18 protein-coding genes are annotated in these 23,715 nt (G+C 70.4%); 11 read left to right on the forward strand and 7 right to left on the reverse strand.

Going from position 1 to position 23,715, the window contains the following annotated elements; all coding sequences use genetic code 11:
• Positions 1–7: 7 nt before the first annotated feature.
• A complete protein-coding gene (gene proB, locus VFZ09_RS12745) occupies positions 8–1,135 on the reverse strand; it encodes a glutamate 5-kinase (RefSeq protein WP_329727812.1) in 1,128 nt (375 codons plus the stop codon).
• Positions 1,136–1,349: 214 nt separating this feature from the next.
• Here proB and hflX point away from each other — a divergent pair, with 214 nt between their 5' ends.
• Entirely contained in the window at positions 1,350–3,125 is a 1,776-nt protein-coding gene (hflX, locus tag VFZ09_RS12750) for a GTPase HflX (protein WP_329727813.1), read from the forward strand.
• A 60-nt stretch (positions 3,126–3,185) separates the two neighbouring features.
• On the forward strand, positions 3,186–3,617 hold the full coding sequence (locus tag VFZ09_RS12755; protein WP_329727814.1) for a hypothetical protein: 432 nt from the start codon (positions 3,186–3,188) through the stop codon (positions 3,615–3,617).
• A gap of 16 nt (positions 3,618–3,633) precedes the next feature.
• Here VFZ09_RS12755 and VFZ09_RS12760 read toward each other — a convergent pair whose 3' ends face one another.
• Positions 3,634–4,635 (reverse strand): NAD(P)H-dependent glycerol-3-phosphate dehydrogenase, encoded by a 1,002-nt coding sequence (locus VFZ09_RS12760; RefSeq protein WP_329727815.1) that lies wholly within the window; start codon positions 4,633–4,635, stop codon positions 3,634–3,636.
• Between the two features lie 192 nt (positions 4,636–4,827).
• Here VFZ09_RS12760 and VFZ09_RS12765 point away from each other — a divergent pair, with 192 nt between their 5' ends.
• The 4 genes from VFZ09_RS12765 to VFZ09_RS12780 all read left to right on the forward strand — a co-directional run bounded on the left by VFZ09_RS12765 (position 4,828) and on the right by VFZ09_RS12780 (position 9,579).
• The gene (locus VFZ09_RS12765) at positions 4,828–5,418 is read left to right on the forward strand and encodes a hypothetical protein (RefSeq protein WP_329727816.1); all 591 of its coding nucleotides are present in this window, start codon (positions 4,828–4,830) and stop codon (positions 5,416–5,418) included.
• Between the two features lie 62 nt (positions 5,419–5,480).
• The gene (locus tag VFZ09_RS12770) at positions 5,481–7,004 is read left to right on the forward strand and encodes a sensor histidine kinase (protein WP_329727817.1); all 1,524 of its coding nucleotides are present in this window, start codon (positions 5,481–5,483) and stop codon (positions 7,002–7,004) included.
• The gene (locus VFZ09_RS12775; protein WP_329727818.1) at positions 7,001–7,693 is read left to right on the forward strand and encodes a response regulator transcription factor; all 693 of its coding nucleotides are present in this window, start codon (positions 7,001–7,003) and stop codon (positions 7,691–7,693) included. Before VFZ09_RS12770 ends, VFZ09_RS12775 begins: the two co-directional genes overlap by 4 nt.
• An 8-nt stretch (positions 7,694–7,701) precedes the next feature.
• Positions 7,702–9,579: a hypothetical protein gene (locus VFZ09_RS12780; protein ID WP_329727819.1), complete on the forward strand. Its 1,878-nt coding sequence runs from the start codon at positions 7,702–7,704 to the stop codon at positions 9,577–9,579.
• Positions 9,580–9,582: 3 nt separating this feature from the next.
• On the opposite strand, the gene VFZ09_RS12785 is transcribed toward VFZ09_RS12780, so the two are convergent.
• The gene (locus tag VFZ09_RS12785; protein ID WP_329727865.1) at positions 9,583–10,281 is read right to left on the reverse strand and encodes a class I SAM-dependent methyltransferase; all 699 of its coding nucleotides are present in this window, start codon (positions 10,279–10,281) and stop codon (positions 9,583–9,585) included.
• Positions 10,282–10,482: 201 nt separating this feature from the next.
• Here VFZ09_RS12785 and VFZ09_RS12790 point away from each other — a divergent pair, with 201 nt between their 5' ends.
• Positions 10,483–12,066 carry a hypothetical protein gene (locus tag VFZ09_RS12790; RefSeq protein WP_329727820.1) on the forward strand — a complete coding sequence of 528 codons (1,584 nt, stop codon included), beginning with the start codon at positions 10,483–10,485 and terminating at the stop codon, positions 12,064–12,066.
• 157 nt (positions 12,067–12,223) lie between these two features.
• On the opposite strand, the gene VFZ09_RS12795 is transcribed toward VFZ09_RS12790, so the two are convergent.
• Together VFZ09_RS12795 and VFZ09_RS12800 are read right to left on the reverse strand one after the other, a co-directional pair.
• Positions 12,224–14,533 (reverse strand): membrane dipeptidase, encoded by a 2,310-nt coding sequence (locus tag VFZ09_RS12795; RefSeq protein WP_329727821.1) that lies wholly within the window; start codon positions 14,531–14,533, stop codon positions 12,224–12,226.
• Positions 14,534–14,654: 121 nt separating this feature from the next.
• Positions 14,655–15,116: a hypothetical protein gene (locus tag VFZ09_RS12800; RefSeq protein ID WP_329727822.1), complete on the reverse strand. Its 462-nt coding sequence runs from the start codon at positions 15,114–15,116 to the stop codon at positions 14,655–14,657.
• Between the two features lie 142 nt (positions 15,117–15,258).
• On the opposite strand from VFZ09_RS12800, the gene VFZ09_RS12805 reads away from it, so the two are divergent.
• The gene (locus tag VFZ09_RS12805; RefSeq protein ID WP_329727823.1) at positions 15,259–16,113 is read left to right on the forward strand and encodes a hypothetical protein; all 855 of its coding nucleotides are present in this window, start codon (positions 15,259–15,261) and stop codon (positions 16,111–16,113) included.
• Positions 16,114–16,147: 34 nt separating this feature from the next.
• A complete protein-coding gene (locus VFZ09_RS12810; protein WP_329727824.1) occupies positions 16,148–16,675 on the forward strand; it encodes a DUF4240 domain-containing protein in 528 nt (175 codons plus the stop codon).
• A 15-nt stretch (positions 16,676–16,690) separates the two neighbouring features.
• Here VFZ09_RS12810 and VFZ09_RS12815 read toward each other — a convergent pair whose 3' ends face one another.
• A complete protein-coding gene (locus tag VFZ09_RS12815; RefSeq protein ID WP_329727825.1) occupies positions 16,691–19,282 on the reverse strand; it encodes an amidohydrolase family protein in 2,592 nt (863 codons plus the stop codon).
• A gap of 317 nt (positions 19,283–19,599) precedes the next feature.
• Between VFZ09_RS12815 and VFZ09_RS12820 the strand changes: the two genes are divergently transcribed.
• Both VFZ09_RS12820 and VFZ09_RS12825 read left to right on the forward strand, forming a co-directional pair.
• Positions 19,600–21,312, forward strand: coding sequence for a TIGR00730 family Rossman fold protein (locus VFZ09_RS12820; RefSeq protein ID WP_329727826.1), 1,713 nt, complete (start codon positions 19,600–19,602; stop codon positions 21,310–21,312).
• Between the two features lie 29 nt (positions 21,313–21,341).
• Positions 21,342–21,962 carry a non-canonical purine NTP pyrophosphatase gene (locus tag VFZ09_RS12825; RefSeq protein WP_329727827.1) on the forward strand — a complete coding sequence of 207 codons (621 nt, stop codon included), beginning with the start codon at positions 21,342–21,344 and terminating at the stop codon, positions 21,960–21,962.
• On the opposite strand, the gene VFZ09_RS12830 is transcribed toward VFZ09_RS12825, so the two are convergent.
• Entirely contained in the window at positions 21,931–23,688 is a 1,758-nt protein-coding gene (locus VFZ09_RS12830) for an ELWxxDGT repeat protein (protein ID WP_329727828.1), read from the reverse strand. The two genes, VFZ09_RS12825 and VFZ09_RS12830, sit on opposite strands and share 32 nt — an antisense overlap.
• Positions 23,689–23,715 lie beyond the last annotated feature (27 nt).

Raw genomic sequence — 23,715 nt, forward strand, 5'->3', positions numbered from 1 at the left:
GCGGCCCCTACAGCACCGCCAGGTCATCGCGGTGCACGGCCTCGTCGAGGTACCGGTAGCCGAGCACGGACTCGATATCGGCGCTCTTGAGGCCAGCGATGCGCCGCAGCTCCCCATCCTCATAGGCGCTGAGGCCGCGGGCGAACACCTGCCCCTGCTCGTCGACGAGGTCCACGGGGTCCCCCCGGCCGAAGTCCCCCTCCACCCCGCGGATGCCCGAGGGCAGCAGGCTGCGCTTCCCACCGACCACGGCGTCGCGCGCCCCGGTGTCCACCACCAGCTTCCCCTTCGGCTTGAGCGCATGGGCGATCCACGCCATGCGGGCGCTGCGCCGGGAGCCGGAGGTCTCGAAGAGGGTGCCCACGGGCTCGCCGGACAGCACGGAGCGCAGGCGGCCGGGCACGGCCCCCGAGGTGATGAGGCAGCGCACGCCGAGCTCGGTGACGCGGGCGGCGGCGCGAATCTTGGTGGCCATCCCCCCGGTGCCCACGAGCGAGCCGGAGCCGCCGGCCAGGGCGAGCAGCTCGGGGGTGACGGCGTCCACCTGGGGGAGCAGGCGGGCGTTGGGGTCCTTGCGGGGGTCGGCGGTGTAGAGGCCCTCCACGTCCGAGAGGACGACGAGCACATCCGCCTCCACCACGCCCGCCACCAGGGCGGCCAGGGTGTCGTTGTCACCGAACTTGAGCTCGTCCACGGAGACGGTGTCGTTCTCGTTGATGACGGGCACCACCTGGGCCTCGATGAGGCGCTCCAGCGCGTGCTTCACGTTGAGGTAGCGCCGCCGGTCCTGCACGTCCCCATGGGTGAGGAGCACCTGGGCCACCCGCCGGTCCGCCTTGCCGAAGGCCTCCTCGTACGCCTGCATCAGCCGGCTCTGGCCCACCGCCGCGCAGGCCTGCTTGCCGGGAATGTCCTTGGGACGCGCGGGCAGCCCCAGCCGCTCCACCCCCAGGGCGATGGCCCCACTGGACACCACCACCAGCTCCCGGCCCTGGGCCGCCCACAACAGGTCCTCGCCCAGCGCCTCGAAGTGGGCCCGGTTGAAGCGCCCCGTGGCACTCGTGAGGGCGTTGGTCCCGATCTTCACCACCACGCGCCGAGCGGCGCGCACCGCGTCTCGTCCGGAAGAGGTCACACCTCCAGGTTATGCCATCCCAGGTGTCAGGAGGGACCCCCGAATCCGGTCCATCCCGGAAGGAGCCGCCGCCCAGGCGTGTTGTATGAGGTCGGGCATTCGGGAACCCCGGAGGTGAATCCGGAGCCGAAGGCACCTATCCTCAAGAAGTGACAAGGGACAGGTCGACGGCGTGGCGCGGGCGCCCTTCCCTCCGCGCGGGAGAAGGACACTTTTGAAGGAAATCTACGGAAACACCCTCGGACTCAAGGCCAGCGAGCAGAGCCGGTTGCGCAACACCTACCGCCGCCGCGTCTCGCCGCATGAGATCGTCTCCCCCGAGCTCGCCCGTCACCTCACCGAGCTCTCCCGCGAAACCCACCGCCAGATCGGCGTCCTGCTCAACCGCAAGGGCGAGATCGAGTACGTGGTGGTCGGCAACGCCCACAAGCTGGAGCTGCCCGACATCGGCCGTGCCCGCGCCGGACAGGTGCGTCTGCGCGGTCTGCGCCTGGTGCACACCCACCTCAAGAGCGAGCCGCTCACCAAGGACGACCTGACGGACCTCGCGCTGCTGCGCCTGGACATGGTCGCCGCCGTGGGCGTGGGCGACTCCGGTCTGCCCGGCGTGCTGCACTACGCGCACCTGGTGCCCGAGAACGGCACCGGGGACTTCTGGAGCGTCACCACCCTGCCGGACATCCACGACGGCCAGCCGGATGTGCTCGACACGCTGGAAGCCCTCGAGGAGGAGCTCAACCGCAAGGCCGCCGCGCGCACCGTCTCGGGCCGCGACAAGGCCATCCTCGTGGCCGTGTGCCTCAACGGCAACCGCGCCCAGGCCGAGGCCAGCCTCGCCGAGCTCAAGGAGCTCGCGCGCACCGCGGGCGTCGAGGTCATCGACAGCGTCCTCCAGATGCGCCGCGAGGCCGACCCCCGCTACCTCATCGGCCGCGGCAAGCTCGAGGACCTCAACCTGCGCTCCATGCAGGCCATGGCGGACGTCCTCATCTTCGACAAGGACCTCACCCCCTCCCAGGGCCGCCACATCAGCGAGGCCACCAGCCTCAAGGTGATCGACCGCAGCCAGCTCATCCTCGACATCTTCGCCCAGCGGGCGCAGAGCGCCGAGGGCAAGCTCCAGGTCGAGCTGGCCCAGCTCAAGTACCGCCTGCCCCGCCTGGTGCAGAGCGACACCTCCCTGAGCCGTCTGGCCGGTGGTATCGGCGGACGCGGCCCCGGTGAGACGAAGCTCGAAATCGACCGCCGCCGCGCGCGCGATCGCATCAACCACCTGGAGAAGCGCATCGACGCCCTCTCCCGGGAGCGCGAGGTCCGCCGGGCGCAGCGCAACCGCCGGGAGCTGCCCGTCATCTCCATCGTGGGCTACACCAACGCGGGCAAGTCCACGCTCCTCAACGCCATCACCGGCTCCGAGGTGCTCGCGGAGAACAAGCTGTTCGCCACGTTGGACCCCACCAGCCGCCGGCTGCGCTTCCCCCAGGAGCGCGAGGTCATCATCACCGACACGGTGGGTTTCATCCGGGATCTGCCCAAGGACCTGGTGGCCGCCTTCCGCGCCACGCTCGAGGAGCTGTACGACGCGGACCTGCTGCTGCACGTGGTGGACGCGAGCGATCCGTCCCGCGACGAGCAGGTGCAGGCCGTGGAGAACATCCTCGACTCGCTGGAGCTGCTGCAGAAGCCGCGCCTCATGGTGTGGAACAAGGCGGACCTGCTCGGCCCGGACCAGGTGGGCTCGCTGCTGCGCACCGCCGGGGGCGTGGCCATCAGCGCCGCGAGCCGCGAGGGCCTGGCCGCCCTGCTGGCCAAGGCGGACACCACCCTCTTCGCCGAGGGCGCCTCGCGCAACCTCGGCGTCGTCACCGAGGACGCGTCGCACACCCGTGGAACCCACGGGTTGGCCGTCCTCCCCTCGGAGGAGCCGCTCGAGGCCCCCGAGGAGGCCGAGGAGGCCGAGGAGGCCGAGCAGAACCTCGGGGCGGCGTAGCACCGGGGCCAGGGGTTGCGGGCAGGCACCGGGGCCTTCTACAGTCCCGGTGCCGTGCTCATGCCCTCCCTCTTGTCTTCGTCCCTGCTGGCGCAGGTCGTCATCCCCGGCGTCGGAGCGAGCCTCGAAAAGCCCGCCTCGTCGGTGGACCCCAACTACTTCGAGCTGCTCGAGCGCAACAGCCACATCGTCTACCCGGCCCTGGCCATGGTGGTGCTGGGGCTCATCACCGCCGCCATCCTCCAGGCCGCCAGGGCCCAGGACATGGATGGGGCCGTGAAGGCCGAGTTCAAGAAGCTCATCGTCGACGAGCTGCGCCGCTACCCGGCCGGCCTGGAGACGCCCGCCCTCGCGGCGGCCACCGGCCTGGACCGCAGCAAGCTGGTGCGGCTGTTGGACCAGATGCAGCAGGATGGCGTGCTCATCTCGCACACCACCACCCAGCGCCAGACCGTGTGGCGCGTGAAGGGCATCGGCGGCGCCGCCTCCTGAGCGCCGCCCCGCTCCCTCACACCAGCTCGGACTTGGGCTGGCGCGTCATCAGCTCCACCACCGCCGCGCGGGCGCTCTTGCCCTCGTAGGCGATGGCGTACACCTGATCGCAGATGGGCAGCTCCACCCCCACCTTGCGCGACAGGTCGCGCGCGCTCTTCGCCGTCTTCACGCCCTCGGCCACCTGCTTCATGTCGCCCAGAATCTCCTCGAGCGAGCGGCCCCGGCCCAGCTCCATGCCCACGTGCCGGTTGCGGCTGAGCTCGCCGGTGCAGGTGAGCACCAGGTCCCCCATGCCGGACAGCCCCGAGAGCGTGAGCGGATTGCCGCCCTTGCGCACCGCCAGGCGCGTAATCTCCGCCAGGCCGCGGGTGATGATGGCCGCGCGGGCGTTGTGGCCCATGCCCAGCCCATCCGCGATGCCGGCGGCGATGGCGATGACGTTCTTCAGCGCGCCGCCGTACTGCACCCCCACCACGTCATTGGAGGTGTAGGAGCGGAACGTCTCCGTCTGCAGCGCCTTCTGGCAGCGCACGGCCACCTTGTCCCAGTGCGAGGCGATGGTGACGACGGTGGGCATGCGCTGGGCCAGCTCCTTGGCGAAGCTGGGGCCGGAGAGCACGGCGATGTAGGGGTGGTGCTCCTCCGGCAGGCAGTCCTCGAGCAGCTCCGTCATGGTGAGGAGCGTCTCGTTTTCGATTCCCTTGGCCACCGTGACGATGGGCGCGTGCCTGGGCAGGTAGGGCAGCGCGTGGGAGACGACCTCGCGCGTGGCATGGCTGGGGGTGGCCAGCACCACCAGCTCCGCGCCCTCCAGCGCCGTCTTCAGGTCCGTGGTGGCCTGGACGCGAGGGGAGATGGGGATGCCGGGGAGGTAACCGGAATTCTCGTGGCGGGTGTTGATGGCGTCGGCGAGGGCGGCGTCCCGGCCCCACAGGCCCACCTGCTCGCAATTGACGGCGAGCACGTTGGCGAGGGCGGTACCGAAGGAGCCGGAGCCGATGACACTGGCGCGCATGGGACGATTCTCCCGGGGAACGAGGGGAGGCGCAGCTTAGACCACACCCCACCCGGGAACGAGGCCTCCCCTCAGGCAGGCGGGCGGCGCAGCGTCCGCCAGCGGGCAGGCCAGCACTTCCCCGTGGCCACGTGGGGGGCGGGCCTCTACCATCCGCCGCTTCACGGGTATGCGCACACAAGGGAGCCAGGGATGAGGGTCGGATGGGGCGCGGGAGTGGTGCTGGCACTGGCGCTCGGCGCATGCCGCTCACGGAGCGCGGGCACGCCGGACGCGGGCGCGCTGCCTCCCCCGGGCGCCCTCACCTGCGAGGGCCTCGTCACCCCCGAGATTCGCGACGCCCTGCCCGGCTTCACCTTCAAGGAGGAGCGGACGTGCCCCACCTGCGGGCCCCTCTGCACCTTCCGCTCCCCGGAGCCGGAGCAGAAGGACGTCACCGTCTCCATCGCCTACGACTGCCACCAGCTCCCCGACGAGCAGGACGTGCGCACCCTGCTCGCCCCCACCCTGCGCGCCGGGGGCATGGAGATCCCCGCGCTCGGCAAGGCCGCCGCCCGCCGCGAGCCCGTGCCCGGCATGATGCAAGTCGTGGCCTGGGACGATGACACCCCGTGCGGCGTCGTCGTCACCTGGCTGGGCAAGAACAGGGATCGCGCCCCCGAGCTCGCCCGCACCACGCTCTTCGGCATCACCCGCGAGCGCCTCGAGCAGGCCGCCACGCCGCCCGCCATCGGCGGCTCCACGCCGGACGCCGGCCCGGAGTCCGACGCGGGCGCCCCGTAACGCGCCGCGTCCCCCAACGAAGTCGAGCACCCGGCTCCCAGGGGAGGTAAAGGAGAGCGGCCGTGCCGAGCCCGCAACCCTCCGTCATCCTCAGCTTCCGGCGCACCTTCGCGCTGCTCATCGTCCTGGTGGTGCTGCCCTCGGCCGGACTCTCCGGCTTCGGCGTGGTGGCCATCATCAACGAGCGCGCCGCCGTGGAGAAGCGGCTGGAGGCCGCCTGGCAGGGCACGCTCGAGACGCTCACCGAGGACCTGCCCGCGATGCTGCGGGCCTCGCGCTTCGAGCTCGTGGACGGCCAGCCCCGCGTGATGGCCTCCCGGGGGCGGCTCCTGTCCACCCCCGTCTTCTTCCGCGTGGAGGGCAAGCAGGTGAGCTCCCCCGACACGGAGCTCGCCGCCGCCCTGCAGGCCACCCCGTTCTCCGCCGGAGACTTCCCCTCCGGCACCTCGTACTTCTCCCTCATGGTGGGCGGACGCGCCGCGCTCTTCGCCGCCGAGCGCCTGGGCGACGTGGTGTACGGCGTCCGGCTCTCCCAGGAGGCCCTGGAGTCCCTGCTCGCCGAGCGCGCCGAGGTCCAGGTGACGTCCAGCGAGCCCGTGCGCTTCGTCCTGCTCGCCCGCCAGGAGGCCACCGGCGAGGGCCTCATGGGCAAGCTCGCCCTGGAGGTGGCCCAGGCCCGCGCCAACGCGCTCGGGCCCCAGGTGCTCGCCGAGCAGGTGCTGCCCCCTCCCCTCCAGGACTTCCGGCTCGCCGTGGTGCCCACCGGGGAGGATCCCGTCGCCCGCGCCTCCACCCGCAACCGCGTGGTGTACGTGGTGCTGCTCGGCCTCTTCTACGTCACCCTCACCTTCGGCGTCGTCTACACCGGCCGCGTCCTCTACCGCGAGGCCCGGCTCTCGCGCATGAAGACGGACTTCGTCTCCCTGGTGAGCCACGAGCTGCGCACCCCCGTCACCTCCATCCGCATGTTCATCGAGACGCTCGCCCTGGGCCGCGTGAAGGACCCCGCCCAGACGCAGCAGGTGCTGCAGATGCTCACCCAGGAGACGGAGCGGCTGAGCACCCTCGTCGAGCGCGTGCTGGACTGGGCCCGCATCGAGAGCGGCCGCAAGGTGTACCACCCGGAAGTCCTGCCCGTGCCCACCGTGGTGGACGCCGCCGTGTCCGCCTTCCGCGCCCAGCGCCTGGAGGGCGATCTGCGGCTCTCCGTGGACCTGCCCGAGCAGCTCCCCCCGGTGCAGGTGGACAAGGAGGCCATCTCCGGTGCCCTGCTCAACCTCCTGCACAATGCCTACAAGTACAGCAAGGAGGACAAGCGCATCTCCCTCACCGTCCGCGCCCGCCGCAAGTGGGTGGACCTCACCGTGGAGGACCACGGCGTGGGCATCGCGCCGCGGGACAGGCGGCGCATCTTCGAGCGCTTCTATCGAGTCGACAATCTGCTCACCCGCGAGACGGAGGGCAGTGGGTTGGGACTGGCCATCGCCAAGCACATCGTGGAGGCTCACGGCGGGCGCATCACCCTGAAGAGCGCGCTGGGCAAGGGCAGCCGCTTCACCATCCACCTCCCGGTGGGGAAGTCATGAGCGACAAGCCAACACGCATCCTGGTGGTGGAGGACGACCTGGCCATCCTCACCGGCCTGTCCATGAACCTCAACTTCGAGGGCTACGAGGTCCTCCAGGCCCAGGACGGCCGCCAGGGTCTGGCCCGCGCCCTCGACGAGTCGCCGGACCTGTTGGTGCTCGACGTCATGCTGCCCGAGCTCAACGGCTTCGAGCTCCTCAAGGAGCTGCGCCAGCGCGGCCGCGACATCCCCGTGGTGGTGCTCAGCGCCAAGGGCGCGGAGATGGATAAAATCCTCGGCCTCAACCTGGGCGCGGACGACTACGTGGTGAAGCCCTTCGGCCTCCAGGAGCTGCTCGCGCGCATCAAGGCCGTGCTGCGCCGCCGCTACCCCGCCCAGGGACAGCCCCCCACCGTGGGCTTCGGCGACGTGCAGGTGGACCTGAGCGCCAAGACCGTCACCCGCGGCGGACAGCCCGTGGAGCTCACCGCCCAGGAGTTCAAGCTGCTGGCCCACTTCCTCGCGCACCCCGGCCGCACCTTCAGCCGCGAGGAGCTGCTCAGCGCCGCCTGGGGCTACGGCTACGAGGGCAGCGCCCGCACCGTGGACAACTTCATGCGCCAGCTCCGGCTCAAGCTGGAGCCGGACCCCGAGGAGCCCAGGCACTTCCTCACCGTGCGCGGGCTCGGCTACCGCTTCGAGCGCTGAGGCCCCCCATGCTCCGCCGACGCTCCCTCTTGCCGTGGCGGGCCTGGCTCGGCGCCCTGGGCTTGTGGGCCGCCCTCCCGGGAAGCGCCCGCGCGACGGAGACGGATCAGTACTTCGCCATCGACAAGCCGCCTCGCGACTCCCTGGACGTCCTCAACGAGAAGATCAACCGGGACATCCTCGGCGCCCTGGCGCTCGTCAACCGGCGCGCGAGCTGGGACCAGTACTCGTGCCAGGACGTCGCCCACCGCGTCTACCAGCGCTTCCGCATCTCGGGCCTCCATAAAATCGAGCTCTGGGCGGAGAACTCCCCCCGCATCGACCGCGTGCCCTCCAAGAAGGACCATGCGCGCTTCGAGAAGCACTTCTCCCTCTACCGCAACGAGCGCCTCTGGGACTGGGGCCTCTCCTTCGGCATCAAGGCGACCTTCACCGTCGCCGGTGTCCACATGGGCGCCGACAAGCTCTCCCACTTCTTCCAGTCCGGATGGAAGTACCACCAGCGCTACCGTGAGCTGATGCGGGAGGGCGTCCCCGAACGCGAGGCGCTCGAGCAACTGGTCCGCTACGGCGCGCGGACGGAGCACGGCACCCTGGGCTTCGTGACGACGGGCGTCTTCTCGTTCGCCGATCTCGAGGCCAACTACCAGGGCTTCCTCTTCTACCGGAGCCTCTGCCAGGACGAGGACCCCCGGCTGCTGAAGACGCCCGAGGGATGGCGGCTGACGCGGCCCTTCGACTGGCGCGAGTACGTCTCGCCCCAGCTCGACGAGACCGTCAACAACTCCGCGTTCGTCCCCCAGCGCTGGGAAGAGGTCCGCGCCAACCTGCGGCGGGACTACTGCCCCCGGCTCGACAGCGAGAGCTTCCTGGAGCACTACCGCGCCTCCGCGCGCTACCCGCGGAAACCCGATGACTTCAACCTCCGCTACGTCCGGGAGTTGATCGCCCGGGGAGAGCTCCCTCGTCAGCAGGACTTCTCCATCTGGGCGGCCTGTGGCCGGAGCCCGCCGGACTTCTCCCCGCTGGCTCCAGAGCGCACGCCGGAGGCGCTCCCCGTCCCAGCACCCCGCTACGAGGCCCCGCGTTTCGACGAGGCCCTCCTGCGGCCCGTGTTCGAGCTCGGCGGAGGTGGATTCCGGAACGTCGGCTCCGCGTGGAACGCCCTGCTCCGCACCCGCTTCCTGCTCCACGAGACCGTGGTGCCGGAGGATACGTGGGACGCCGTGCGGACCCCGGAGTACCTGCTCTGGGCCTCGCTCGACGGGCACCTCGCCCTGGGCTCCGGCCCGGCGGGCGTCACCATTCCGTATGCCGACCTCCGCTTCACCCCCGTCCAACGCCGCTTCGAGCTGAACAACGCGGCCACCGGCGAGGAGCTGGCCGTCGGGGTGGTCCTGCTCCCCATGCGTTTCACGCGCTTTCTCGCGCTCGACCGGAGCTTCGGCGCCGAGTCCTCCGTCATCGGCGTGCGCGGACGGCTGGGACGGCGCTTCGGTGAACGGCAGCGGGCGGGCGTGTTCGCGGCCCTCGCCCTGAATTCGCCCGGCTACAAGGCGGCGCTCCACCCGTCCGACGGGCACGCCTTCCAGGGAGTGCATGCCACCACCCTGGCGGTGGAGACCGGCGCGGAGCTGCGGCTCGGAACGCAGCTCCGGCTCGGACTCGTCCTCGGCGGCAGCGCGGGGCTCGGCCTCGGGTGGGACCTCGGCGGCGATGGGTTCTCCGCCCCCTCGGACCTCGGGGCCTACGCCGAGGCCCAGGTGGACGTGACGCGCTTCTCCCGCTTCTTCGTCCGCGGCCAGCTCGAGGCCTTCCACGAGCCCGGGCGGGACCGGCTCCTGTCCACCCCCATGCTGCTCGGCGGCGCCACCTTCAGGTACTGAGCCTCACCCCTCCACCACGCCGATGTGCCGCGCGTCCTCGGGGTCGAACGGCTTGCCGTCGAAGCGGCCGTACCGCTCGCGGGGCGTGAGCCCACAGGCCTGCATCGCCGCGTCCAGCTCCTCGGCGGTGAAGGGCCTCAGCTTGAGACGGCGGATGCCGAGCGGCGCCCCGGGCTGCCGGCGCTCGCGCAGGTGGAAGGCGAACACCGGCCGGCGCGGCTCGAGCGCGGCACCGGGCTCCTCGTCCTCGCGGGGAGCGGCGGGCTCGGGCGCCGGGTTGAGCACGTCGTAGACGAAGATGCCTCCCGGCAGCAGGTGGTGGCGCACCGTGGACAGGAAGGCCTCGAGGTCCTCCCGCGAGCCCATCATCCCCAGGGCATGTTGGGGAGCGAGCACCACGGGGAAGCGCTCGGGCAGGCGCAGCGAGCGCGGGTCGGCGTGGAGGAAGCGCACGCGGGCGGCCACCTCCGGCGTCTCCGAGCCCCGGAGCTCCTCGGCGGCCTGCACCATGCGCTCGGACGGGTCCACGCCGAGCACGGACAGGCCCGCCCCGGCCAGCGCCCAGGCCACGCGCCCATTGGCCGCGCCCAGCACCAGCACGGGGCCCCCGTGCTCGGCCGCCTGGCGCGTGTAGAAGGGAATGTCGGGTTCCTGCCCGACGAGGGAGAGCGGCGTGCGGCCGCGCGTGTCGTTTCCGGCCATCATCTCCCGGACTAGCACGGTTGGAGGCGCAGCGGGGTCAGGACGCTGCCATTCCTGGGCACCCGCGTACCCAGGGGCTGTCCGGGAGCCGACGCATGGCCCCGTCTCCGAGTCGGACCGGGCTGGCACCCGGCTTGCGATGGCTCGGGACGAGGGGTGCCGCGTGGGTACCCGGATTCCTCGGAACAGGTGGGCAGCGACATGAAGGGCGGATGGCGGTGGGCGGCGGCGCTCGTCGTGACGAGCGCGATGTGGACGGGCTGCACGCAGACGACCAGCGGACATGACGAGTCCGAGCGGAACAACCCCGGACTGGACTCGCCCCGGGAGGACGAGAATGGCTCGACGCCACCCGCTGGCCCGGGCACGGGTGGCGGAGGAAGCCCCGGCACGGGCACCCCGACACCCGACCCGGTTCCGACGACTCCGCCGGGTCCGGTGACTCCGCCGGGTCCGGTGACTCCGCCGGGCCCGGTGACTCCACCGGCGCCAACGCCCGCGCCCGAGGAGGCCATCCAGTTCACCTCCCCCCCGGGCTGGCGCTTCTACGGCACCCAGCACGGCGGGCCCCGGCGCGTCTACGGCATCTCCGCGGACGAGGGCGGCAACGTCTGGGTCGCTGGCGGCGAGGACGGCCTCTTCATGCTCCGTCCAGGCGCCGACACGCTCCAGCGCTTCACCATGGCCGACGGGCTGCGCCCCTACGGCTTCATGCCGGACGGCAGCGAGCCCCCGGGCGAGAAGTACCTGAAGGTCATCTCCGTGGCGGGCGGCCCCGCCGGCACCGTCTTCGTGGGCTACGAGGGCCGGCCCGGCACGGGCAACAACCACTGCGAGAGCAACTGGGACGGCCCCAGCCCGGACCCCTCCCGCTACAAGAGCGGTGACGCGGACAAGGTGACGCTGCGCGCGGACGGCACGCTCGAGGTCGTCCACTACGACATCTTCTCCGGCCCCGGCGTGGTGCGCGACGAGCTGCGCGGCCGCGAGAAGATCTGCAACATCCTCCGCATCGCCTACGACAAGAACACGAACAGCGTCTGGTTCGGCGGCAACCACGGCTTCTCCCGCGGCGACGCCCGCTACACCGGCAACAACACCTGCAACGGCCAGCTCTCCTGCTCGGGCGTCATGGAGCACGTGCACCCGCACATCAACGCGCTCAACGAGCAGGGCAACGTCGTCCTCCTCACCGACGCCTACTACGGCGTGGCCGTCCACCCCAGCGGGGATGTCTTCTTCGGCGGCTCCAACCGCTCCACCCGCTTCCGCTACGGCTCCAACGGCAACAACTACTGGCGCGCCCAGAGCATGAGCGAGGACCATGCCTATGCCTGGAACCGCTTCGACCTCTGGCCGGACAAGGTGGGCGAGCCCAACATGTCCCGCCCCGCCGACCGCGTGGACGACCACGTGTCCGGCATGGCCGTGGCCGGCGATGACACCGTCTGGGTCAGCTCCTTCACCAAGGGGCTCGCGCGGATGAACGCCGAGGGCGGTGACGTCCAGTACCTCAACGTCGGCGTGCCGCACCTGTCCACCGTGGCCGTGGACCCCACTGATGGCAGCGTGTGGACCGGCGCCCGCTGGCTCGGCTCCGTCTTCCGCGTGAAGGACGGCAAGGTGCTCACCTACGGCTGCTCCGACTTCGGACGCCGGCTGTGCATGAGCACCGTCGCCGACATCCAGGTGGACCGGAGCAACGGGCGCCGCATCCTCGTCGGCTTCATGGGCAGCGACGAGTACCACGTCCCCGGTGCCATCGGCATCTACTCGGGGAATTGAGGCACCGGGTGGGAGCACGGTTCCCCTCCTGGAGCACGGAGGGGAACCTGGTGTCTTCGATACCCTCACCCCGGGGGGCTTGCCCCCCCTTTGAACGACGGGGGGCTCCTCTCCCGGGGGGAGAGGGGAAGTTGGAGGGGAAGTGGGGGGGTTCAGATCAGGCGCAGGTGAACGACCAGCGGCAGTTGTTGGAGAGGCACTCCCGGTCGTACGCGCACGCCGCTCCACGCGACTTCTTGTTCTGGCACTTGCCCGAGTTCGTTCCCCAACCGCAGTACTGGTTGCTCGCGCAGTGGGAATCGCTGTCACACAGGCACGAGCCCGTGGGGTTGATGTAGCAGTCCGCGCTGCACCGGTCCGTCGTGCACTCGTTGTCCGACTTGCAGCTCTGCCCATACGTCTTGGACCGCGGCGTGAAGCACCACCCCACCGCGTCCGCGCAGCCGCCGCACGCCCCCGACAAGCACTGCCCATCCCGGCTGCACGAGTCCCAGTTGCCCTTCTTCGGCACGCAGTCGTTGTCACCCGGGTTGGCCGGAATCTCGTCCTGGCAGTAGCTCGTCGCGCCGCAGTCCCCATCATCGTTGCACACGCAGCGCCCATCGAACGTCGAGCACAGCACCGAGGTGCACTGGTCGCTGATGCACTCCGCGTCGAAACGGCAGCCCTCGTTCAGCGTCTTCGAGTCCGGCGCGTACGCCATGCCGCACACCGTGGGGTAGCGCGCCTCGCGCACGGACTTGTCCTCGTAGGGGGCAATCCCGCTCGTGTCGATGTCCGAGGCCGGATCCGCCATGCCCGCGCGCGGCCCGTTCGCCCGCTCCCACATCCGCAGGAACGTCTCCGCCGAGCTCGACAGCCCCGCCGTGTTCGCCCCCAGCCGACCCAGGTCCCTCAACAGGTCCGGCAGCAGGCCCACGTGCGCCAGGCCGTACTCGTCGAAGTCCGTGCCCAGCCGCCCCGGCCCGTACACCTCCTGCTGGTGCGCCTGATCATCCGCCTCGGCCTGGAAGCCCGCCGAGCACGCTCCGTGCGGCCCGAAGCGCGGCCGCGTCTGCTGGATGAAGCCGTTGAAGTCCGCGCCAAACGCCATGGGCACCTTCAATCCCTGGCGGCCATACTCGTACGCCTGCGCCACCGAGCGGCTCGAGCCCTGGCAGTTGTTGGCGATGCCGGACTTCGTGTACGCGCGCGTCTCGTCATGCGCCGTGCGCAGGCCGAACATGCCGCCCGTCTGCCGCACGTACTGCACCGCCCACGCCGGCGTCGTCTTCTCGTCCTCCGCCAGCTTCGGGTTCATCACCTCGCGGAAGTGACCGTGCGAGATGTACATGGGGTAGTAGTTGTTCGCCTGGGCGATGGCGAAGGCGTCCCGGGTGCTCTTCTCGGACAGGTGCGCCATGTCCACGAGCATCCCCTTGTTCATCATCGCCTGCACCAGCGCCTTGCCCTCGTCCGTGAGGCCCTTGGTGTTGCGGCAGTTGCCCGCCGCGTCCCGCGCCACGTCGAAGCCGAGCGTGAACGAGCCCGTCGTCACGCCGCAGTCGTAGTCGATGTGGCAGTTCTCGATGAACTGGGCCGCCTGGAAGATGGCGTTGTGCAGCGCCGCGCCACCGAAGCGGTTGTCCAGCTGGTGCACCGGTTGGATGGAGCGCACCCCGAGCGCGTGGAAGCGGTCCAGCTCGCCGCGCCAGTCCTTGGTGCCGAAGAGCTTGCTCGTCTCGATGGAGAGCACCATCGCCAGCTTGCCGGCCCCGATGATCTGCCGGGCATGCGCGGGCGACAGGGCGATCTCCGCCCAGTCCGTGCGCGCGTCGAAGTCACGGGCCATCTGCAGCTGCACCTCGACGTCCGCCATCTCGTCGCAGGGGCGGTCGAGGTTCTGGTACGGCAGCGCCCGGCACAGGAAGCCGTTGCTCACCAGCGACACCACCACCAGCGACATGCCGCCCTGGTGCGCCTGCCGCAGCCAGCCCTCCCAGGACTGCTGGTGCGCGATGGTGTCCCAGCGGGGCCACTCGGTGCCCACCTCGCGCCGGCCCAGGTGCAGGCCCGTGTCTCCCTCCGTGCCCTCCATCTTGCCGATGAACTCCGAGCCCACCGCGCCCGCGAGGCCGAAGAGATCCGAGAGGATGGGGACGCCGCTCAGGTCCACGCTGCCCGAGTTGGGGCACAGGTTGAGCAGCTCGCTCAGGTCCATGCGCACGCGGGCATGGTCGCTCTCGGGAGCGCCTCCATCACAGCGCGTCAGCGCACCGGTGTGGCCGCCGTGGAACCAGCCACCACCGAAGGCCTGCTCGGCGAACATGTGGTGGTGCAGCTCCGCGAAGCCGTTCACCACCCGCTGCTGGTTCTTCCCCAGCTGGGGCGCCTCGACGGGCTCCGGCTGCACGGGACTGCAGCCCTGGGCCAGCACGAGCGCCAACGACAGCACGAGCACTGCTCCGCAATGAGACAGGGATTTCATGAAGGGCTCCCTTTTCAGGAAGCTTCCCTGATACCGCCCGTACCTCTGGAAATGAAGGGAGGGGGTGAAAAAATCCGCCCCGGTTTGTTTCTCCATTTCGGACAGGAATGACCCGCCTCCGCTACGCAGTGCGGCGCTCGGAGAGGAGTCCGAAGTGGCTCCGGACGCGCTCGGCGGGCTCCAGGAGGCCCGCCCGTTCCAGCTGTCCCGCGGCCCACGACAGCGCGGCGGGGAGCGAGGCGGCGACGTAGAACGGCGTGGGCATGGGCTTGAGGTGGATGAGGATCCTCGCCCCCAGCGCCACCAGGGGCGAGGTGACGATGCCCACCGTCCCGAGCGAGCACTGGCGGAACAGGGCCTCGTGCTCCTGGATGAAGTTCGCCTGCCGCTGACGCTGCTCGGAGGACGGGTTCTTCAACAGGCGCGTGTCCATGATTCCGACGTACCGCTCCCCCCGGCGCAGATAGGTGAGCAGCTGGCCCAGGTACTGCTCCTGCTGCGCGTTCGTGAACTCGCTCGGGAACCTCACCTGCAGCAGCGGCCAGAGGGAGTCGTCGATGGTGATGGAGGCCGAGGGGTCCATACGACACGAGGGGCAGAGGGACCCCTCCATCCTACTTCAACAGCGTGCGGTACTTCTCGTACAACGCGTGCTGACCACGGGGGTCCTCCGGCGGCGCATCCAGGCCACGGGTCCTGCCCCATCACACATCGGGAACCGTCCCATGTCCCCACTCTCGCGGATGATGCTCGTCCCCCTCCTGCTCTTCCTCGGGGTCGCCGACAGCGCGGCATCGAGTGGAGGCCAACTCCCGCGGATTGGATGGGTCTACAGGCTCGAGGGCCATCTGAATGGCCAGACCGTTATCTATGTGGGGTCCGCAGCGGACCTCAAGCAGCGCCTGACGAACAATCACAAATGGGCCAGGCTTCTCCAGCAGGAAGGCACGAAGGTCTATGCGAAGGAGGTCTTCGCGAATCTCGATGTGCCATCCTCCAACAGGCAGACCCTGCTCAGCGCGAGAACCGAGGCGCTACGTGCCGCGGAGCAACGCGTGCTGGAGCAAGCAAGGGAGCAAATCGAAAGAGCCAACCGGCGACTGGCGACAAGTGAGAAGGAAACGCGGCTCCTCAACGAACTGAATGCCTCGACGGATGCAACCGCATGGGCGGCCAGACACAAGGTGACCACCAGCGACAGGTGGCAACTGGTCGAAAGGCGTGTTGCAGGCACTGCACCCAAGGCACTCATGGCACTGACACTCCTGGACGCTTGGCTGCTCTATCGTGATGCGCGGATGTCCCAGTACGTCATGGCACCTTATGTACTGGGTGACGAACGAGGGTTCTTCACACTGGAGCAAAGTACCTCGCTGCTGCCGTCACGGCATTACAAGGCCTACCTGAGCGGCAGCGAGGAAGGGCAGAAGATCGAAATATCCGCCTCGGAGTTCCGCAGTCTGAGGGATGAGGCCGAGGCTCTGTGGGGGACGACGGACTGGAAGGGTGACTTCGTTCCGGGTCTTTTGAACAGGGAACTTCCAGTCATCCAGCAGCCAGATGCCGTACCGATGGAGTAGCGCCCGCCCTACATCGCGAAGGAGACTCATCCGCATGAACGCCGAGCAGTTCTGGAAGCTCATCGAGTCATCCCGGAACGGGTTCGACCCAGACCGGATTGACGGAAACATGGAGCGGCAGCGCGAGGAACTCCGACGCCTGCTGTTGCAACTGCCACCCGAGGAGATCCTGGACTTCCGCAACCAGTTCCTGGAGCGGATGGCCGCGGCATTTCACTGGGACCTGTGGGGGGCCGCCTACCTCATCGCGGGCGGCTGCTCGGATGATGGCTTCGCGGACTTCCGGAGCTGGTTGATCTCCATGGGCCGCCGCGTCTTCGAATCCGCCTTATCGGACGCGGAATCACTCATTGAGGTCGCCGATGCGCCTGGAGTCGAAGACGTCTTCTTCGAGGAGTTCCAGTATGTGCCGGCTCAAGTCTACGAGGAGCTGACAGGACGGGAGCCCCCCGAGTACGCAAGACCGTCCCCCATGGAGCCCGCTGGAGAGCGGTGGAATGAAGACGAGGAGAACCTCGCGCGGAGGTTCCCCAGGCTCTGGGCCAGGTACCGCCGGGAATGAACCGGCGTCCCCGCCCTACTTCGCCAGCGTGCGGTACTTCTCGTACAGCGCCTGCTGGCGGCTGGTGAGCGGCACCTGCCTTCCTCCCAGCCACATGCCCACCGGGCGGCTGCTCACCTCCAGCGGCTCCCCGTTCCACAGCACCAGGTCCGCCACCTGCCCCGGTGCCACCTGCCCGCCCTCGAGCCCGAAGGACTCCGTCACGTTCGAGGTCATCGCCCGCAGCGCCTCCTCGTACGGCAGACCCCACGCCACCGCGTTGCCCGCCTCCTGTGCCAGCGTGCGCACCATGTGCGGCTCGCCCATGGTGGAGATGAGCACCTTCACCCCCGCCCCGCTCAGCAGCGCCGCCGAGTCCATCCGGCTGTTCAACCCGTCGAAGCTCGACGGCAGGTTCTGCGTGGGCTGCACGATGACGGGCACCTTCGCCGCCGCCAGCTCCGGCGCCACCATCCACGCCTCGCGGCCTCCAGCAATCAACAGCTTCAGCCCGTACTCGCGCCCGAGCGCCAGCGCCGCCCGGATGTCCGACACCCGGTTCGCCGTCACCACCACCGGCAGCGCTCCCGCCAGCACCGGCTGCAACGCCTCCAGGTCCAACCGGCTCGCCGCCAGCTCACGCATCCGGTTCTGCTCGAAGTCCCCCTTGCGCCTGGTGTACTCGCGCGCGTCCGACAGCAGCTCCCGCAGGCGCTCCAGCACCAGCGCCCTCGGGCCGGACACCGCGTTACGGCCCGTCACCCCCAGCTGGATGTGCAGCGCCAGCGGCGCCCGGCGCACCGTGCCGTCCGTCCCCACCCACGCGCTCTGCCCCGACACCAGCCCGCCCACCGGCACCACGCCCGCCGTCGTCACGCCTCCCAGCCTCGCCACCGGGAACGTCTCCGCCGCCGGGTTGAGGCTGTCCACCGCTCGCAGCGAGGCGCGGATGGGCTCCTTCGCCGCCTCGCCCCGCAGCGTGTCATCCACCGTGGTGTCCTCCATCCCCACCTCCACCACCCCCAGGCTGGTGAGCGGATCCACCAGGCCCGGCGTCAGCACCCGGCCCTTGCCGTCCACCCCGCGGCACCCCGCGGGCACCGCGCTCAGCGCCCCCGCCTGCACCCGCGTCACCTTCCCGCCCTCCACCAGTACCGAGGCGTGGGCCTGCCACGTCCCCCGCGAGAGCACGGCCACGTCCTGGAACACCGTGCACGCGCCGTCCTTGACCTCCAGCGGCCGCGCGCACCCGTCCTCCTTCGAGGGCTCGCAGCGTGCCTCCAGCCCCATGTCCTTCAGCGCCGGAGCCGCCGCCGGCCGCGCCACCAGCTTCGCCGAGCCCCCGGCCCGCTCGCCCAGCTCGAAGTCGCTCGCCTCCACCGCGCCGGTGTCCGCGTCATACGTCACGACACCGTCCGCCCAGACCCGCTGCGCGCGGGCGTAGACGGACAGCGGGTGGTTCTTCCACAGCACCACGTCCGCCATCTTCCCCGGCTCCAGCGAGCCCGTCCGGTCCTCCACCCCCATCACCCACGCGGCGTGCAGCGTCACCCAGCGCAGCGCCTCCTCCTCCGTCAGCGGGATACCGGACTCGCGCGCCCGCCACAGCGCCTTGCCCGCCTCCTGGTTGAGCCGCTGAATCCCCAGCGCCGAGTCCGAGTGGATGACGGTGCGCCCGCCCGCCTGCGACACCAGGCCCGCGTTCTCCGGAATCCCGTCCCAGGCCTCCATCTTGAAGCCCCACCAGTCCGCCCACGTCGCCACCGCCACGCCCTTGTCCGCCAGCCGGTCTCTCAGCTTGTAGGCCTCCAGCGCGTGGTGGAAGGCGCGGATGGTGTAGCCGAACTCCTCGGCCACCTGCAGCATCACCGCCATCTCGTCCGCCCGGTAGCAGTGGTTCTGCACGAGGATGTTGCCGCGCATCACCTCCACCAGCGTCTCCAGCTGCAAGTCCCTCAGCGGCGCGGGCCCGGCCTCCTCGGCCTTCTTCGCGTGCTTCTTCTCCCAGGCCTCCCAGCGCTCCTGGTACTCGCGCGCCCGGGCGAAGGCCTGCCGGTAGCCCGCCACGTTGCCCATGCGCGTGGCCGGCGCGCGGCGCTGCGCGGCCCCGTAGCTCCGGCGCGGGTTCTCCCCGCACGCCATCTTCAGCCCGTCCCTGGCCCCCGGAAAGCGCATCTCCGCCGCCGAGCGGCCAAAGTGCAGCTTCACCGGGAAGGCCCGCCCGCCCATCAGGTTGGCGCTGCCCGGCAGCACCAGCATCGAGGTGATGCCACCCGCCGCCGCACGGCGCAGGGCCGGATCCTGCGGCCAGAAGGAGTGCTCGGCGGACACCTCGGCCGTCACCGGGGCCGTGGCCTCGTTGCCGTCACTGGTGGAGGTGGTCTCCGGCGAGCCGTACACGCCCAGGTGGCTGTGCGCGTCGATGATACCGGGTGTCACATACAGCCCTGTTCCATCCACCTCCTCGGCGCCCGGCGGGGTGGCCACCTCCGCGTTGCGTCCCACCGCCAGCAGCTTCCCGTCCGCGAAGGCCACCGCCCCGTCCTCGATGGCCGGGCCCGAGGCGGGCATCACCGTCGCATGACGCACCACGACCGCGCGTGTCTGGTTCCACACCCGTGCTGGCACGCCCGGTGAGGTAGCAACCTTTGCAGGAGGGTGGGTGGGAGCAAGTGTGCTGGGGGGAACGGTTGCGCAGGCGGTCAACAACAGCAGAGGTAGGTGGCGGTAGCGCATGCCGGCCCTCGTATCACGGTAGAATCCCGGGTGCCCATGTCCTCCGCCCCTCCCTCCCCCCTCCCCACGCCCTCCGCCCCCGGCGCGCAGGATCGCGGAGGCCGGCTCGCGGCATGGCACCCCCCCGGGTGCTGGCGGAGACACCGAGCGCGCTGGCACGCTCTACCCACCCGGTAGCCCTCTCTCCCCCACCGCTTCACCCTGAGCCCATGACCGCCTCCATTCCCATCCAGTTCCCAAATCAGTTCCGGGGCATGTTCCAGCGCGTGGAGTCCACCTACCGCCCCCTCCTGGTGGATGCGCTGAAGAAGGTCCACGAAGCCCCCATCCCCACGGAGCTCCGGCCCTTCTTCGACCATGTCACCGTGGAGAGCCCCCAGCCCTCCTTCATGCTCATCCCGCTGATGTTCCTCGCCGCCGCCGAGGCGTCCGGAGGCATCACCCCGCGGCACATCGATGCGCTGCCCGCCATGCTGCTGAGCATGGAGGTGACGGCCATCGCGGATGACACCGTGGACCGCACCCCCATGCGCTCCGGACGGATGAGCTTCCCCCGGCGCTTCGGCGAGGCGAGCGCCACGCCCTTCACCGGCGCGCTGCTCATGCTCATGGCCCAGCATGCCCGGCGCTGCTCGCCCGAGTTCAGCGACGCCCTGCTCCAGTACGTCCTGCGCATCTTCTCCATGTTCCTCTGGGAGCGGCAGAACACCTACCCGGAGCAGGCCACCTTCGAGCACTGGCTCTCCCAGCGCTACGCCGCCACCGGCGTGGCCACCGCGTTCGCCATCGACAGCGCCCTGGCCCTCAACGGCCGCGCGCCCCTGCCTGGCACCGTGGTGGACCGCTTCAGCTACATCTTCCAGGACGTGGATGACGTCGTCGGTCTGCTCGAGCGCCGCGACGAGCAGGGCGAGAACGATGACCTGCAGATGGGCATCGTCACCCGGCCCCTGCTCCTCTCCATCGGCCAACGGCCGGAGCTCGGCGCGCTCGTCGAGCAGCTCTGGAAGGAGTACCGCCCGCTCCACGGCGCCTCGCTCATGGAGTTCCAGCAGCAGCACGCGGAGATCTGCGACCGCACCCGCTTCCTCCATGATCGCCTGCGCCAGGCCATGCTGGAGATCGGCGTCCCGGCGGCGGCCCGCTGCATGCTCGAGGACCTGCGCGTGTGCCTGGAGGAGACCCCCGCCGCCATCCGTCCCTTCCTGCGCGAGCTGACGCTCTCCATCATCGACCGCCTGCACCGCTGCGAGGATCCGGAGCTCAACCGCATCCTCGAGGAGTGCTTCCGCGAGGAGCCGCGGGACGAGGCCGCCCGCTCCACCCAGGGCCCCACGCCCGCCCGGCAGCCGCGGACCCTCTGCGTCTACTGTTCCTCGAGCGGCATCGTGGAGCCGGCGTGGTTCGAGCTGGCCGCGGCGCTGGGGGCGGAGATCGGCAAGCGCGGAGACAGGCTCGTCTTCGGCGGCGGCAACACGGGGTTGATGGGGGCGGTGGCCCACGCCACGCGCGAGCACGGCGGCGACGTCATCAGCGTCATCCCGGAGGTGATGCGCGGCACGCCCTACGTCTTCGAGCAGTCCACCGAGCTCATCGCCACGAAGGACCTGCGCGGCCGCAAGGCGGTCATGGAGATGCGGGCCGATGCGTTCGTGGTGCTCCCCGGCGGCTTCGGCACGCTGGACGAGGCGCTGGAGATCATCGCGTCCAAGCAGCTGCACATGCACCGCAAGCCCATCGTCTTCGTGAACGCGAAGGGCTTCTGGGAGCCGCTGACGGCCCTCTTCGAGCACCTCTTCCAGGAGCGCTTCGCCAGCGCGCAGCACCACCGCCACATCTACCATCTGGCCGAGGATCTGCCGGGCGTCTTCGCCTATCTTGACTCCTACGTCCCCCCGCCCTTCCCCGCCAAATGGTTCTGAGCGCCAACGCCGCCCGAGGAGCAGCAGCAGTGAAGAAGATCACGTTCGTGAGCACCAACCGCGGCAAGGCGAAGGTGCTGGAGAAGTGCCTCGCGGCGGTGGGCTACGAGCTCGAGCGCCTCGAGCTGCCCATCATCGAGCCCCAGGGCAGCACGCTGGAGGCGGTGGCCCTGGACAAGGCGAGGCAGGCGTTCGCGTACTTCGAGGAGCCGCTGGTGGTGGAGGACAGCGGCCTGTGCGTGGACTCGCTGGCCGGCTTCCCGGGCCCGGTGACGAAGTACATGCTGGAGACGATTGGCGTGGCCGGACTGCTGAGGCTCGCCCATGGGCAGGAGCCGCGGACGTGCCGCTTCGTGGGCGCGATGGTCTACGTGGACGAGGACGGCACGCCCCACACCTTCGTGGACAGGCAGGCCGTGGGAAGCCTCGCCCTGGAGGCGGACAGCACCCGCGCCCCCGACGCCTGGTCCTCGGTGTGGAACGTCTTCATTCCGGAGGGCGGCACGAGCCCCCTGTCCGCGCTGTCCCCCGCCGAGCGCGACGCGGTGTTCGGCCGGTGGCAGCACCAGTCGGTGTACGCGCAGTTCGCGCGGTGGCTGGTGCAGCGGGACGAAGCGGCTACCGGGAAGCGCGGCGGCGGCGTGCCCTGAGCGGGACGAGCGCCCCCAGCAGCAGCCAGGGCGCATCCGCCGCGAAGCCGGAAGTGCAACCACACCCGGAGTCCTCCGCTCCGCCTGGAGCGGCCACTACGCGCACGGTGAAGGTGCAGCTCGCCGTGTTGCCCGCGGCGTCGGACGCCGTGACGCGCACCGGGTGCTCCCCCGGAGGGAAGGTGGCGCCAGACGGCGTGCTGTAGCCGAGCGTGACGTCCGAGGCGGCGTCCGTCGCCCGCGCGGGCGCGTAGTGCACCACCGCGCCACCAGTGTCCGTGGCGGTGGCCTCCACGTCCGCCGGGCAGGTGAGCTCCGGCGGCGTACAGTCCCCGAAGAAGGCCGGGGACAGCGCGTACGGCTCCCGCCCCCGGGCCTCGTCCGTCGCGGAGTAGTAGAGGGTGCCGCCCGTGTACGTCAGCGCCTGGGGCGCACCGCCCGCCACCCCGGCGTCCACCGCCCGCGTCCCCGCTTCCGTCCCGTCGCTCACCCAGAGCGAGGCACCAGTGCCATCGTCCGCCGTGAAGAAGAGCCTCTCGTCCGCCGCCGTCAGGGCCTCGGGTGACGCGCCCACGCTTCCGGGGCGGACGTCCTTCACCCGCACCGTGCCCGCCTCCGTCCCATCGCTCTTCCACAGCTCGACACCCCCGAGGCCATCGTCCGCCGCGAAATAGAGCGTGTCCCCCACCGCCGTGAAGGAATGGGGGCTCGAGCCCGTGGCCCCCGCGTGGATGTCCCTGACGAGCCGCGTGCCCTCGGACGTCCCGTCGCTCACCCAGAGCTCGGAGCCATGCACCTCGTCGTCCAGGCGGAAGAAGAGCCTGCCGCCCACCGCCGTCAGCGCCTCGGGCGCCGGGTGCAACGGCTCGCCGAAGAGCGCCTGGACGCGCACCGTGCCCGCCTCCGTCCCGTCGCTCCGCCACAGGTCGTCATCGGTGGTGCCGTCGTTGGCCGTGAAGAAGAGCGTGTCCCCCACCCCCGTCAGCTGGCCGGGGTAGGCGCTGGCTCCCGCCGCGGCGATGTCCTTGACGAGCACCGTGCCCACCTCCGTCCCGTCGCTCTTCCACAGCTCGAAGCCATGGGTGCCATCATCGGCGGCGAAGTAGAGGGTGTTGCCCACGGCTCGCATGGACCGGGCGACGATGGAGGTGCTGGTGCCCGGGTGGATGTCCTTGACGAGCCGCGTGCCGTCGAACGTCCCGTCCGTCACCCAGAGCTCCCGGCCCGTCAGATGGTCGGCGGTGGCGAGCCAGGCCTTCCCGCCCATCACGACGAGGTCCGTGGCGTTGCCCCCCTCCCGCCCGGCGTTGAGCTCCCGCACCATCACCGTGCCCGCGGGCGTCCCATCGCTCCGCCACAGCTCGAAGCCGCGGGTGCCGTCGTTCGCGATGAAGAGCAGCACCCCGTTCAGCCCGGTCAGCAGTCCGGGATTCGCGCCGGCCAGTCCGGGCTGGATGTCCTTGACGAGCATCGTGCCCGCCTCCGTCCCATCGCTCTTCCACAGCTCGGCGCCGTGCGCCCCATCGTCCGCGACGAAGTAGACCGTCTCGCCGATGCGCAGGAAGGAGCCCGGCGACGCACTGCCCACGCCCGGAGCCACGTCCCCGAGCACGGCGGGAGGACGGCACCCCGGGTGTGGCGTGCCCTCCGCCCGCGCCGGCAAGGTGCTCCCCACCGCCAACGCGAGCACCAGGCGCCACACCGCCGCCATGGACCGATGAACCATCCGCTCCCTCGCTTCCCCAAAGACACA

Origin of the sequence: Archangium sp., from assembly GCF_036277355.1 — a bacterium.
GTDB lineage: Bacteria > Myxococcota > Myxococcia > Myxococcales > Myxococcaceae > Archangium.

What these genes read in the sequence shown, in the direction of transcription:
- VFZ09_RS12755 (WP_329727814.1), top strand. Translation starts at nt 3,186, where the DNA reads ATGCCCTCCCTCTTGTCTTCGTCCCTGCTGGCGCAGGTCGTCATCCCC.
- VFZ09_RS12760 (WP_329727815.1), bottom strand. Translation starts at nt 4,635, where the DNA reads ATGCGCGCCAGTGTCATCGGCTCCGGCTCCTTCGGTACCGCCCTCGCC.
- VFZ09_RS12765 (WP_329727816.1), top strand. Translation starts at nt 4,828, where the DNA reads ATGAGGGTCGGATGGGGCGCGGGAGTGGTGCTGGCACTGGCGCTCGGC.
- VFZ09_RS12775 (WP_329727818.1), top strand. Translation starts at nt 7,001, where the DNA reads ATGAGCGACAAGCCAACACGCATCCTGGTGGTGGAGGACGACCTGGCC.
- VFZ09_RS12780 (WP_329727819.1), top strand. Translation starts at nt 7,702, where the DNA reads ATGCTCCGCCGACGCTCCCTCTTGCCGTGGCGGGCCTGGCTCGGCGCC.
- VFZ09_RS12785 (WP_329727865.1), bottom strand. Translation starts at nt 10,281, where the DNA reads ATGGCCGGAAACGACACGCGCGGCCGCACGCCGCTCTCCCTCGTCGGG.
- VFZ09_RS12790 (WP_329727820.1), top strand. Translation starts at nt 10,483, where the DNA reads ATGAAGGGCGGATGGCGGTGGGCGGCGGCGCTCGTCGTGACGAGCGCG.
- VFZ09_RS12795 (WP_329727821.1), bottom strand. Translation starts at nt 14,533, where the DNA reads ATGAAATCCCTGTCTCATTGCGGAGCAGTGCTCGTGCTGTCGTTGGCG.
- VFZ09_RS12800 (WP_329727822.1), bottom strand. Translation starts at nt 15,116, where the DNA reads ATGGACCCCTCGGCCTCCATCACCATCGACGACTCCCTCTGGCCGCTG.
- VFZ09_RS12805 (WP_329727823.1), top strand. Translation starts at nt 15,259, where the DNA reads ATGTCCCCACTCTCGCGGATGATGCTCGTCCCCCTCCTGCTCTTCCTC.
- VFZ09_RS12810 (WP_329727824.1), top strand. Translation starts at nt 16,148, where the DNA reads ATGAACGCCGAGCAGTTCTGGAAGCTCATCGAGTCATCCCGGAACGGG.
- VFZ09_RS12820 (WP_329727826.1), top strand. Translation starts at nt 19,600, where the DNA reads ATGACCGCCTCCATTCCCATCCAGTTCCCAAATCAGTTCCGGGGCATG.
- VFZ09_RS12830 (WP_329727828.1), bottom strand. Translation starts at nt 23,688, where the DNA reads ATGGTTCATCGGTCCATGGCGGCGGTGTGGCGCCTGGTGCTCGCGTTG.